Source organism: Ferrimonas sp. SCSIO 43195, assembly GCF_023716685.1.
GTDB classification, from domain to species: Bacteria; Pseudomonadota; Gammaproteobacteria; order Enterobacterales; family Shewanellaceae; genus Ferrimonas; species Ferrimonas kyonanensis.
In genome coordinates this window covers 3,571,198-3,584,115 of record NZ_CP072679.1, presented here as the reverse complement: position 1 = coordinate 3,584,115, position 12,918 = coordinate 3,571,198, and the positions used below count along the sequence as shown (strand labels likewise).

At 56.8% G+C, this 12,918-nt stretch carries 11 protein-coding genes; 1 reads left to right on the top strand and 10 read right to left on the bottom strand.

Annotated features, from left to right (window positions below; all coding sequences use genetic code 11):
* Nucleotides 1-77 precede the first annotated feature (77 nt).
* On the bottom strand, nucleotides 78-983 hold the full coding sequence (locus J8Z22_RS16580; RefSeq protein ID WP_028114610.1) for a LysR substrate-binding domain-containing protein: 906 nt from the start codon (nucleotides 981-983) through the stop codon (nucleotides 78-80).
* 233 nt (nucleotides 984-1,216) lie between these two features.
* Between J8Z22_RS16580 and J8Z22_RS16575 the strand changes: the two genes are divergently transcribed.
* Entirely contained in the window at nucleotides 1,217-1,717 is a 501-nt protein-coding gene (locus J8Z22_RS16575) for a CBS domain-containing protein (protein ID WP_028114609.1), read from the top strand.
* A 6-nt stretch (nucleotides 1,718-1,723) separates the two neighbouring features.
* Here the strand turns inward: J8Z22_RS16575 and J8Z22_RS16570 are convergent, their stop codons facing one another.
* From J8Z22_RS16570 to J8Z22_RS16530, 9 genes are all read right to left on the bottom strand, one after another.
* Nucleotides 1,724-3,103, bottom strand: coding sequence for an FAD-binding oxidoreductase (locus J8Z22_RS16570; RefSeq protein ID WP_252007126.1), 1,380 nt, complete (start codon nucleotides 3,101-3,103; stop codon nucleotides 1,724-1,726).
* Between the two features lie 100 nt (nucleotides 3,104-3,203).
* A complete protein-coding gene (locus tag J8Z22_RS16565; protein ID WP_028114607.1) occupies nucleotides 3,204-3,512 on the bottom strand; it encodes an NGG1p interacting factor 3 protein, NIF3 in 309 nt (102 codons plus the stop codon).
* A gap of 138 nt (nucleotides 3,513-3,650) precedes the next feature.
* Nucleotides 3,651-4,598, bottom strand: a complete 948-nt coding sequence (nrfD, locus tag J8Z22_RS16560) for an NrfD/PsrC family molybdoenzyme membrane anchor subunit (protein ID WP_028114606.1) — start codon at nucleotides 4,596-4,598, stop codon at nucleotides 3,651-3,653.
* On the bottom strand, nucleotides 4,595-5,167 hold the full coding sequence (locus tag J8Z22_RS16555; protein ID WP_035416328.1) for a 4Fe-4S dicluster domain-containing protein: 573 nt from the start codon (nucleotides 5,165-5,167) through the stop codon (nucleotides 4,595-4,597). The genes nrfD and J8Z22_RS16555 overlap by 4 nt, the downstream gene beginning before the upstream one ends.
* 12 nt (nucleotides 5,168-5,179) lie before the next feature.
* The gene (gene phsA / locus J8Z22_RS16550) at nucleotides 5,180-7,459 is read right to left on the bottom strand and encodes a thiosulfate reductase PhsA (protein ID WP_028114605.1); all 2,280 of its coding nucleotides are present in this window, start codon (nucleotides 7,457-7,459) and stop codon (nucleotides 5,180-5,182) included.
* A gap of 357 nt (nucleotides 7,460-7,816) precedes the next feature.
* Entirely contained in the window at nucleotides 7,817-8,503 is a 687-nt protein-coding gene (locus J8Z22_RS16545) for a TetR/AcrR family transcriptional regulator (RefSeq protein ID WP_252007125.1), read from the bottom strand.
* 94 nt (nucleotides 8,504-8,597) lie between these two features.
* Nucleotides 8,598-11,003, bottom strand: coding sequence for a hypothetical protein (locus J8Z22_RS16540; protein WP_252007124.1), 2,406 nt, complete (start codon nucleotides 11,001-11,003; stop codon nucleotides 8,598-8,600).
* Nucleotides 11,004-11,182: 179 nt separating this feature from the next.
* A complete protein-coding gene (locus J8Z22_RS16535) occupies nucleotides 11,183-11,734 on the bottom strand; it encodes a hypothetical protein (RefSeq protein WP_252007123.1) in 552 nt (183 codons plus the stop codon).
* 475 nt (nucleotides 11,735-12,209) lie between these two features.
* On the bottom strand, nucleotides 12,210-12,503 hold the full coding sequence (locus tag J8Z22_RS16530) for a DUF3144 domain-containing protein (RefSeq protein ID WP_028114602.1): 294 nt from the start codon (nucleotides 12,501-12,503) through the stop codon (nucleotides 12,210-12,212).
* Between the last annotated feature and the right edge of the window lie 415 nt (nucleotides 12,504-12,918).

The window sequence follows — 12,918 nt, the reverse complement described above, 5'->3', positions numbered from 1 at the left end:
GGTTTGTGATTGAGCTCTCATTTGCTTGGGGTGGTGCATCAGGGTTGTTGATGGGGGTCATCATTAACCCTGATGCATTATCGAGTGACCGGCTTCTTGGCGATTAATTGCCTGGCTTCATGTCGAATGCACTCACGCACCGGGTTATCGGAGGAGTCTGCGCGCCAGACGAACGACAGGGTTCGGGCCATGTTCAAGCCGGGAACTTCCAATGCCACCAGTTCACCGCTTTCAATCTGAGTCGCGACATCCAGGTAGGGTAGGCAACTCAGGTAATAGCCCTTGGTGACCATGGTTCTCAGCACTGCCACGTGCTCATACTCTCGCCACACGTCCAGATCCGATACCAGCCCGTGGATGGCGCTGTCGAAAATCCGCCGGGTGCCGGCGCCGGGTTCACGCAGAATCCACTTGGCCTGTTCCAGTTGCGCCGCACTGATCTGTTTCTGACGGGCGAAGGGGTGGTGCTTGGCGGCGACGATCACCAGGTGGTCGTCGCACCAGACCTCATGGCAGATACGACTGTCGTCGCAGCGGCCTTCGATGATGCCCAGGTCGAACTGGTAATCCAAAACACCATTGATCACCTTTTCGGTGTTTTTAACCGCAAGATCGATGCGTATTTCCGGAAAATCGTTGTCAATTTTGCTGATCAGTTCTGGCACCAGGTGCTCGGCGGCGGTTTGGCTGGCGGCCAGTTGAATCTCACCGCTGATCAGGTGCTGATCGTACAGGCCCAGCTCAATCTGGCGGGCGTCATGCAGTAGCTGTTTCGCTTTTGGCCGCAGCCAGCAGCCCCAGTGGGACAGCACCATGCGTTTGCCCTGGCGCTCAAACAGCGGCCGGCCCAAAGACTTCTCCAATTGAGACAGAGACATACTGGTCGCTGATTGTGTCAGTGACAGGGTGTTGGCGGCTTTGCTGACGCTGCCATGATCGGCGACGGCGTTAAAAACGGCCAGTTGCTTAAGGGAAAAGCGCACCGTTGCTGCTCCAGATTTGAGAGTTAATGAGGTTCATTCTGCATTGAAGCACAGCTGAGTCGAGTTATAAATTTTTCTGAACAAAACTGGAAGAAATATCAATTATCTCGCCACGATGAGACCTAATAAACTGTAACCGTAGAAAAAAATAAAACCTTTTCCACGTACCCACAGAGATGACGTTTGCACGCGGACGCAGATCCGTCGTCATCCCGACCTTGATGAGGTGGCCTATGCACGCACAGATGACCGTATCCCAGGTAATGCACACCCCGAATTTGGTGTTATCCCCGCAGCAATCGGTCACCGAGGCCCTGGACGCCCTGCTGGCGGCCGGTATCTCCGCCGCCCCGGTGGTGGGCAACGATGGTCGCCTGCTTGGTTTTTTGTCGGAGCATGATCTGCTGATCGACCTCTGGTGTTGTGACTACCAGCCGGACCAGCCGCTGACGGTGGCCGAGTTGATGCAGGCCGAGGTGGATGCCCTGGCGCCCGGGGACAACTTGATGCAGCTGGCGGAGACCATCTGTGTGGATGTGGGCTCGGTGTTCCCCACCTCCGATGGCGGCAGCGCCACCTCTCTGTGCGCCTTGCCTCTGCGTGAACGGGCCCGGCGCAGTCGCCAGTGGCGGCCCCACCACTACCCGGTAGTGGACCAGGGCCAACTGGTGGGAATGGTCAGCCGCCGGGATCTGATGCAGGCGCTGAGACCGCTGTACGCCGGGTGTGCCTGAATCGGGTCAACCGGGTCGAATGTTCTGGTTGACCCGGAAAACGTTATCCGGGTCGTAGCGGCGCTTAACCTGCCTCAGTCGCGGGTGATTGAGGCCGTAGGTGGCCTCGATGCGCTCCTGTCCCTCCTCCATCATAAAGTTGATGTAGGCGCCGCCACTGGAGTGAGGGTGCAGGGCTTGCCAGTAGTCCCGGGCCCACTGTTTGAGCTCGGCGGCTTTGGCCGGATCGGCATCGATGCCGGCGATCACCATTGACCAGGTGGCACTGCGGTTGGCCCAGGCGGTGTCCTCGGGGGCGACGTCGTGGACGGCACCATCGATGGGGTACAGGTGCATCAGAGACAGCGCCGACGGGGCTTTGGCGGCATGGTGCAGGTGGATGTCGATGGCGTCGTCACTGAGCTGATTGAAAAAGTCGCCCTTCCAATACCACTGCAATCCCGGCGGCAGCAGGGGGTCAAACAGGGCCTGGATTGCCGGGAATGGCATGCTGCCCATGTGCTGGAACAGTGGCTCGGGCAGATCGCTCAGCATGGGGGCCAAAGCGGCTTTGGCCGCGGCTTCCGGGCCGTTGAAACAGGAGATCAGGGCGCAGATCTTTCGGTTCCAGATTGCCTCTGGAAATGGCGGGGACGGCGGTACCGTTTTCAGTCCCAGAAAAGTACACAGCGTCGGTGGTGCCGATGGCAGGAAGTCGCGATACCACTGCATAATGGTTCGAGCGTGCTCTACGGCCCAGAACACCGGACCGCCGTAGATCATCTGCACCGGCCTGGCCTGAAACTTGAATCGAACCACCACTCCGAAATTGCCTCCTCCCCCGCGCAGGGCCCAGAACAGATCAGGGTGTCGATCGGCACTGGCGGTAATCATACTGCCGTCGGCCAACACCACATCGGCTTCCAGCAGGTGATCGACGGTGAGCCCATACTGGCGACTCAGATAGCCGTGACCGCCCCCCAAGGTGAGCCCAGCCACGCCGGTGGTGGAAACGATCCCTGCTGGAACGGCCAGGCCAAAGGCGTGGCTGGCATGGTCCATGTCGCCCTGACTGCAACCGGGCTCTACGGTGACGGTGGCTTCATCGGGGTGCACCTGCACCGACTGCATCAGCCGCAGGTCGATGACCAATCCACCGTCGCAACTGCCCAGCCCGGGGCCATTATGCCCGCCACCGCGAATGGCGATGAGCAGATCGTGATTGCGGGCAAACTGCACCGAGGCGATGACGTCGGCGGCGTTGCGACATTGAACGATGACCGCAGGATGCTTGTCGATCATGGCGTTATACAGAGTCCTGGCATCGTGGTACTCCGGGTGACCAGGGTGCAGCAGGCGGCCACGTAATCCGGCTTCGAAGTCAGTGATGTCACTGGCGGTTGGCATGGGGTGTTCCTCGGGAAGCGAGCCTTTCCCAAGTCTAGGAGTCGTAGGGGGAGCCCTTAGTCTAGTTCGATATAAGGATTGAGCCGCGGGCTATGAAAATTCAGACCTCGATGCTGAGTACCTGATAGGCCGGAGTTTCATAGGGGTGGGCTTGCTTCAGGGCGGCGATGATGTCCGGTTGCAGGGCCGCCTGAAACACCAGTTCCACCTTGTATTCCGGCTCCCGGTGCACCGCATCCTGTTGGCCGAGGAAGGGCTGGCTGCCGGCGAGGGGGCGAAATTGTCCCTGGCCCTCGGTAAACCAGCAGCAGCTGTCGTAGTCGCCGATGCGGCCGGCACCGGCATGAAACAGCGCCTCCAGCACCTGGTTGAGATGGGGCTTAGGCACGTAAAACTCCAGCTTTTTCATAGGCTCTCTCTCCTGCAGTGACCTGAGTGTACTGTAGCTTACTTCTTCGATCGCGGCGATGCGGGTTTAGCGGGTCTTTGCCACTGGCAATAAAAAAGGGAGGCCGAGGCCTCCCTTGGGTTTGCAAGGATGATTGGGTTAGCTGATGTAAGTCTGGCCGGCGTACACCACGAAGTGGCGCAGGGCCAGCACGCCCATGATGGTGCAGCAGGAAACGGTGATCAGAAACGGCTTGGTGTGTTTCCAGGATTTGGGGGCAAAGGTGTTGGCCACTACCGGTACCGCCAGTCCCAGACCGACGACACCAATCCAGAACACCTGAGCCCAGACACCGTGACTGATGGCGGCGGTGGCCGCCTGTGCCGCCGGGCCGGAGAAGTTCAGGCCAACAAACAGCAGCACCAGGCACAGGGCTTCGTTGAACGCCACCGGGTACTCGATGCGGTGCACCTGCTCGATGCAGTCCGACGGTTTTTTGCTAAAGAACAGGGTGGCCACCAGAATGTTGCCCGCCGAGCCCACCGACAGTGCCGAAGCCAGGAACAGCGCCGGCAACACCGCGGTGTTGAGGATCGGGTAGCTGATCATTGCTGACAGCAGGAAGCCGGTGTAGACGCCGACGCCGATGGCCAGGGCGAAAATCAACTTATTGAGCCCATTCTCCATGGAGCGGCAGAAGCCCAACAGTCCTTTCAGGGACGGCATCACCGACAGCAACGGTTTTTCAAACACCAGCGCCGCGTAGATGAACACCAGTGGAATGTACACCAGCAGCACCAACACCCCCCAGGCCATCACCGAGGTGAGGTTGTAGTTGAGCAGAATCAGATAGAACTCAAACGGCTTGGTCAGGTCCAGCACTAACAAGGCCATGCCAGCACAGATGGCGGCGGGACCGATGATGGCCGATGCCTTGATCACCGGCAGGCCATCGACCGGCAGGCCGCGGCTTTGTTTGTACCAGCGCAGGCCGATGGCAACCAGCATGGAGCCGGCGGACAAGCCGGCCATAAACAGATAGACGGCGATGATCCAGTTCCAGACGACCGGATCGTATTGCTCCATAGAGCCCCAGACGTTGTTCATGCTTTGATTCCTCCCTTAGTGCCGGGAATGCGGTAAACCCGAGGCTTGGTGCCCAGGTGAGCCTTCTCTTGGTAATTCGGACGGGTATCCAGTAACTGGCTGACTTCACTGTTGGCATCGGCGGCATCGCCAAACACCAGTGCCTGGGTCGGACAGACACTGACACAGGCCGGCTGTTCGCCCCGGGCCAGGCGGGTGTCCTTACAGAAGTTGCACTTGTCCGGCACTCGCGTTTCGGGGTTGATGAAGCGCACCTTATAGGGGCAGGCGGCGATGCAGTACTGGCAGCCGACGCACTTATCCTTGTTGATGGTGATGATGCCATCGTCGCCGACGTAGGCGGCTCCGGTGGGGCATACCTTGACGCACGGGGCGTCTTCGCATTGCTGACAAGAAACGCGGCTGTAGTTGTAATGCAGGTTGGGGAAGTTGCCCATAGGCCCCTCAATGCGTACCTGCAGCCGGGTGACTGAATCCGGAATGCTGTTTTCGCTGCGGCAGGCCACGTTGCAAGCCTGACAACCGATGCACTTGTTTTCGTCGTGCACCATTACGTAACGTTTTTTCATGACCAACTCCGATTAGATCTTTTCCACTTTCACGCCGGTGGTGTGCAGGTTCATTCCCACAACCGGAGCGGTAACGTGTGGCAGCAGGTTGCCGCAATGCACCCCTTTGCCGTAAGCCCGGGCCAGCTCTTTGTTCTTGGAGCCAAAGCCCATGTAGGCAAACACGGTGTCCGGACGAATGCCCGGGGTCACCAGCGCGGTGCCCTCTTCACTGCCGATGTCGTTGTGCAGTCGAATGGCATCGCCACTCTGAATCCCCAGCAGACCGGCAGTCAGTGGATGCAGCCACACGGCGTTGTCGGACATCAGGTTGGACAGGAAGGGCACATTGTGGGTAGCGCCGTTGGTGTGGATGGCGGTTTTTCCCTGAATGAAGAACAGCTCGTCGGCTTTCTTGAGGGTAACCTCGCGGTATTTGATCACCCCTCGTCCTGGTGCCATGGTTTCCACCTTGTCGGAGGAGAGTTCAATCTTGCCGCTGGGGGTCTTGAACTTCATGGCGCTGGCGTAGGTGCCGTCGGCGTCCACGGCGTGGGCGTTGGGGTAGGCGGCGGCGAACTTGGCGACCATTGACGGTTCACGCAGCATCAGCGGGGTGCCGAAGCTGACGTAGCCTTCCTGCTTGATTTTTTGCAGCAGCGGCACGTCCTTTTTCACCTGCAGCAACTGCAGGGTGTCCATGTTCTCCCAGGGGAAGAACTGGCCCAGGCCCAGTGCATCGGCGGCCTGTTTCCAAATCAACCAGGAGGGACGAGTGTCACCAATGGTTTCAACCACGGGCTGACGCACGTAGTAGGCCGGGTTTTTGCCGGACTTGTCGAAGATCTCTTCGTCCCGCTCCAGATAGGTGGACTCGGGCAACACCAGATCGGCGTAGGCGGCGGTTTCGCTGACGTAGACATCACAGCAGACCACAAACTCCATCGCTTCGATGGCTTTGACCACTCGGGCGCGGTCGGTCATGGTCTGCATTGGGTTGGTGCGGCTCATCACCCAGCCATGAATCTTATAGGGCTGGTTTTCCAGCGTGGCATCGAGGATGCTTTGATAGATGCCGCCGTTGGACCACAGCATGGCGAACTGCTTGTCCACCGAGTCGATGCGGGCCGCGGTGGGCTTAGGCATGCCGTTGACCTTGGGCTTGGCCAGGCCAGGTGTGACGTCGCCACCGGCGAACTTGTTATAGGTCTTGGCTTTCTTGCCGGCGTACAGGCCACCTTTGCGTTCGATGTTGCCGATCAGCACGTTGGCGGCGAACAGCGCCCGGCGCAGTTCAAACTCTTCGGTGGTGAAGCTGGCACGGTGGCCGAAATCGACCACGGCATGGGGGGCCGCTGCGGCGTATTCATGGGCGATGCGGCGAATGTCCTCGGCCGGCACGTCACTGATGGATTCGGCCCATTCCGGGGTGTAGGCCTTCATCTCTTTGGCGAACGCGTCGAAGCCATTGACGTAGCGTTCGATGAAGGCTTTGTCGTACAGGTTGTCGTAAATCAGCACATGACACAGGGCCAGGGCTACGGTGACGTCGGTGCCTGGTTTAATGGCGTGCCATTCGCTGGCTTTATCGGCGACGATGGAGAATCGGGGTTCAAATACCACCAGTTTGGCACCGCGGTCGGCCTGGGCCTTCATCAGTCCGCGGGTCTCGGACATGTTGATGCCTTCGTACAGGTTATGGCCGAAGTTGATGATGTATTTGGAGTTGCTCAGATCCCGCTTCATCTTGGTGCCAAACATGGCCAGGGCGGCAATCTTGTAGCCGGACGGACAGGTGGAGCCATGGGTGAAGGTATTGGGGCTGCCAAAGGCTTTGGCCAGGTGGAACAGGTGCTTGTGGTTGGAGCCGGACTTAGAGGAGAAGGCCACGGCTTCTGGGCCATACTGCTGTTTGATGCGGCCCAGCTTGTCCGCCATCATGGCATAGGCTTCATCCCACTCGATCTCCTGCCACTTGCCTTCGCCGCGGGCGCCCACCCGTTTAATGGGTTTGACCAGGCGCTGCTTATCGTACAGCAGGCTGTGTCCGGCGCCGCCACGGGCGCAGACGGCACCACCGAAGGACTTGGCGTTGCTGTTGCCCAGAATCGACACGTTCTTACCGTTGACGATACGGGCGGAAATCGGGCAGCGGGTGGAGCACATCTCACAGATGCTGTGAATGGCCTTGTCGGAGCCTTTGAGCATGGGCTGTTCAAAGGCGCCGAGAGTACCTGGCAGCATGCTGGCCAAGGCGCAGCCTGCGGTGCTGGCACCGGCACCTTTGATAAAGGTTCGCCGATCGAGTTTCATCTTCATTCCCCTTTTCGATGCTGAGCCCAACGGGCGTCAGTCGTGTCCGGCTGAGCCGGATGGATAGGTCATTGTGCTGTGGCTACTGTGTGTCTCAGGTCGGTGCCACAATTCGTTGTCAGCATCAGTTTTAAGCCGGGAACGGCCAGGGGGGTATTGTGGTAAACCACATATCGCCGCCGTGGGTGACGGGAGTGTGAGCTTGGCCACAGCGGCTTCGAGTGCCTAATTAATCGGCGTTGACGCGTCTATTGTGGGAAACCACATGGTGGCCAATTTAGTGGTATCAGGAACAGTTTTCGGCGGATTTGCGGCTTGAGTCACTCGCGAGTGCGTCGCCGGCAATGGCGTGGGGGATCAGTAGGGAAAACTGGCACCGGTGTCGATAATAGAGCGCAGCGCGATTTTCATTTTGGTGTGGTCGGCTTGCTGGCAGTCGGCGTTCCACTCCAGAGTGGACAACACCAGGTCGCACAACTCAAAGGCTTCCGTCAGCGGCAGGGCGCCCCAGGGGACAAATACGTGGTTGGAAAAGATCATGGTGCCACGGGAGATCACGGTCATTTTTCGAAAAACACTCAGGGCGTGCTCTTGGCTGGAAAGGATCTTCCCGGCTGCGATCCCCTGCAAAAACTGCTCCCGACGGTAGCCAATGATGCGGGTCATGGAGGCTTTCATGGCTTGAGCGGACTCTGAATCCGGGGCACCAAACAGCTGTCTATTGGTGCTGACGAGGTCGATGCCGGAGTTGTCCTTGTGCAGGGAACGAATGTAAAACTGAAAACAGGTGGTGCAGATGATCACCTCACGAAGATTCAGAGGTTCATGCTCCAGTTTCAGAACCAGTTCAAACACGGAGTTAATGGCCTGGTTATGCAAGTAGGCCAGCAGCTCCTCTTTTGAGCCGAAGTTGTTGTAGATGGTGCCGACCGACACCCCTGCACGTTGTGCGACGCCACCGAGAGAGAAACGAAATACCCCCTCTTCCCGAATCGCGGTCAGTGCGGTACGGGCAATCAGGTCTTTTTTATCTGCTTTGCTCATGCCTGGTTTTCCTCTGGTCAATCGGGTGAGCGGGGACGCTCACTGCCGGTGTCGGCCTTTAGGCAGGGGAACACCGGCAGCGAGTCAGTCAATGTTAGTCTGTGTGACTCTGGTCTTGGTGGCAAGTGCCGCAGGCCCAGGGATCTGGCCAGGTTTTGTCGGTGTCGTAGTAGCTGTTGGTGGACACGTGACGGGCGCCGTAAGGGGAGAAGTTGCCCCAGTCATTGGGGTTGCGGGTGCCACCATCAATGATGTTGGCAATCCAGTCTTGCTCGTGCAGCAAGCGGTTGCTGCTGGCGGCACCGTGGTTTTTCAAGCCGGAGTCCGGTGAATGGCACCAATAGCAGGTGGCAATAGCTCCATGCCCTTGTGGGGCGCCGTTGTTGCCGTGACAGGAGGCACAGTAGTAGGGCTGGACGTTGTCAAAGCCCTCGACAGAGTTGACCGGCCAGGAGGAGCCGCCATGACCTTTAGGATCTTTCTGGGCGTTGTGACACTGAGTGCAGTCGGCGATCTTCCAGCCAAAGTGGGTTTGATTCAGCAGCGGGGCGTTGCCGGTCGAGTGATTCTTCGGTGGAATCTCCAGACGACGAACCGTGGCGGTATCGGCGGCAATGCTGCCTTCAGAGCCTGGAATGTTATTGGCAATTCGTGACTCATAGCGGTTGAAGTTAAAATCGTAGGACTCGTTGAGGTAGAACAGGAAGTCTTTGACATCAGGATCGCGGCCGATCGGATAGGGCATGATGGAGAAGCGTTCCATGCCATAGGGCATCTGGTAGGCGCTGAGCATATCAGGGACAAAGTAGCCGCCGCTGCCGTTGTTTTTAAAGTTGAGCAGGCACAGGCGGTCGGCCTGATAGGGGATGGACTGATCAACCCCGGGAATGGGAGTACCATTGCCAGCCAGGCGCTGCTCGCCGTCGATATTGAATTTGCGACAATCCTGTACGTTGGCACCGAACTCGCCGGAGGAGAAAAAGCTGCCAAAGCTGATCATGATGCCGCCACCGGGAATGCCGCCGGCGGATTGGCCAAACAGCGGAGCTTTATCCAGGCCAAATTGATTGACGATGGCACCGGAGGAGAGAACCGGCCAGAACGAGAAGGCAAAGGTCGGAGTGTCCGGGTCGTCAACCAGAACGGTGCCGTCGTCGTTGGCGATGTGATCGTTGGCCGACAGAAAGATGTCCATCAGGGTGATGACACCGGGCTGATACATGTCACTGCGCAAATTATGCGGCGTCACCTTCATGTGAGCGGCATAAGGAATTGGGGTTGGCAGGTTGTTGGGATCGTATACGTCACCGTCGAGGAAATAGGGCAGTTCCATAAAGGTGTAGGGACGCCCTTGTTCATCGATAGGGTAGGCCTGATCATTCGGCACATTGATTTTTCCGCCATTGGCGAGGTGGCGTTTGATGTCGTGTTTCATCAGCCACTCGCGCCGTTCGGTGTAACCGGCAAGCTCAGGGAAGAATCTCAGTTCCTGATCTTCCCGGGCCAGGAAACGGTCGATTTGAATGTAATTCTGGCCGTTGAGGGTGGTGCGGTCACCCTTGCCGTAACCTCGACTGTTGTTGAATTTGAAATGCCAGCGATCGCTGTTGTAATACGCCGGGTACTGGCGATCATAGCGTTGTTCCAATGCCGGAGTGGCATCGTCTATCTCAGAGGTTGAGAATTGGTTGTCGGACGCATCGAAGATGCCGTCGCCATTGACGTCCCAGTTCACCGTGAATTCATAGGTGTTGAGCTCAGACAGGGGGTAATCGTTGCCCTCAAAGTTATAAGGTACGGCGGTAATGGTGATCTCGAGATCGGAACGAAGGTAATCGACGTAGCGGAACACATCGAAGGCAGAGAAGTGCCCTTGTTGAAACAGGTCCGGCCTGGAAGTGCCTTTGGTCAGTGCGTCACCAACGTTATTTAGCCAAAGTTCTACGTCATCCAGATTGATCTCAAAAGTGGTTGGGTATTTTGAATTGATGCTGGGTTCGTGAGTGGCGATGCCCTGTGCCGCGGCATCATAATTGATGATAATGCCGTCGTTGTTTACATCGGCAAAATCGGAATCCGGCTCGGCGCCGCTGGCTCGGGCGCGTATCTGCAGCAACTTGGGATACTGGACGCCGTCAACGTCGATGAGGGTATTATTGCTGACGCAATCGGTGCCAAAGAAGCGCCCTTTATCCTGCTCGGTCAGGTCGTCGACCGACTTGCCCAACTGCTTTGCCGCCCTGATGGCAAAGGTGCCATCGGGATCTTTGGGGTAGAGTTGGGTAATGGCTCCGTTTTCGGCCACCTTGGTCACCGGGTTGCCATTGGCGTCGATGGCGCAGGCGTACATCCATTGCTGAACGCTGTTGATTCTTCGACCCAGAGAGATGGTGACGATGCCGGTAGACTCGCTCTTGCCATTGAGATCGATATAGCCCTGATCGACGTGCTTCCAGGCCGGATTATCGGGACCGGCGGCGTTCGAGGGCGGTATTACCACGGGTGGAAGTTCCGGTGTTGCAGCTTGCGAGTCGGAATCGCTGCCGCAACCATTAAGAGTCAAAGACAGTATCCCGGCGAGAGCCAGGGCTGATTGTTTACGTTTCATAATGACATGGTACCTATATTAGGTTGCTATTATTGGTATGACAGATAACAGTGTGGTGAGTGTTGTTGGTATTAGAGCCAGCCTTCTTGTGCCGCAGACCAAATTAAATTTGGTTTGTTAATGGCACCAAAATACTTTTTGGCAATATCCAGGTGGTAATCAACTCCTCGGGTTGTCAGGTAAAGAACGTCCGATATTTCGCTGGTATTAAGACCCAGTGCCGTGAGTTGGATTACCATTTTTGTCTTGGTGCTTATTTTTCTTTTGTTTTCAGGAACTGGATGCGCTTCAGCCCATAAGCTATTCACAACTTGCCATGCCCGCCGCTGGCTTGAGTGGTTGATACACAGCATCAGACCGCAGGATTCATCGCTAACACCGTTAGTAATTAAATAAAGGCAATTAACCCCGAGAGAACGCACGGTTTGTTCTAAGTGTCGCGATTGTCCCTGGGCTCCGAAAAGTGTCATTAGCCTAATGGCGTATTTTCTTAGATCTTTGTTAGAGACCCAGTAATGGCTGCTTTTTAAAAAATCCATGTTGAATTGAGTAATGGATTGTTTATTCAATTCAAAATCAGAATGAGAACAGGTGTTTTCGTTTTTGAAAATAATCCAGTCCACACTTTCACCTGTTTTCGTTATTAAACCTCGTTGGTGAAAATGATACAGATAAGCGCCTTGGCCTTTGTGAATGCAGCTAACACCTTCGCTTACGACATCGAGCGGTAAGCCGGCTCGGCGTCTGGTGCACGTTCCGAGTGATTTCGGAGTAAATTTTTTCGCTTGCCCGCGTCCGCCACGGGATCGGAGTCCCAATCTGTCTGAGGACGGCGCTTGGTCATTCGACGGTTTTTGAGAAAGTGTCAGTATTGAGCGGTAGCAAGGCCGCCTAAAATTTTAAGCTATTGAATATATGGGTCTTATATTCGATTTTTGGCTCGAGTAGCCGTTGTGATCCGCAGCACCCTGCCATCGACAGGCGTGGTCTTAGGCGCTATCGGCGATAGCAACAGTGCGGCGGCGTGCGGGTAGGCGAGCTGTGGTAAGGCGGGCTGGGGCGAGCGGCTTTCCGGCAGAAAGCCGCCTTGGTGAGCAATCAGTTTTGCGGCTTCATGTAGCGGTCGAAGTTCTCGATGTAGTCGTCCATGTTGGCTTCCAACATCTTGCGGTACTCTTCGATGTAGTATTCCATCATTTCGACCTTACGCACCGCCATCTCCTCTTTGGTTTTAAAACCGGCGGCGCCAAACCAGGCGTTGTAACGGGCCACGCCCCACATAAAGGAGGCACTGACCTCGCCGGCTTCCACCTTGGGGTCTTTATTGTGGTCGTTGGCCAGGTGGATGTGGGCGTTGGCGCGGTCGTAGAAGCTGTTGTTGGAATCGGACATTGTTCGTTCTCGCTGTTGTTGTGCGGATCGGGGTTCGCAATCAGGTTTCTAACACTAGGGCGTTTGCCCGCAGGAAACCGTAATGACGTTCACAATAATCGATGTGTTGGCGTTCGTCTATTCCTGCTTAAGCCGGTGGTTTTTCCGTATCAGACGATGGGGCGGCCTTTAGGCAGGCCGGGCAGATACTGCGCTCTGGCGAGCCCAGGAGAACAGCGATTGGGATCGGTTGTTCGCATTTGAAACACAGGCCAAAGTGTTGGCAGGGGATGCGCATCAAAGCGGTCTGCAGTCGCTCGATGCGCAGGCGACAGCCACTTGCATCGGCCGGGCTGCAACGGTGCAGCTCGTACTCCAGAGCAGCGATCTGCTCTTGAATCCGCTGTGCCAACTGTGCTTTGAGATGTTTATCGAT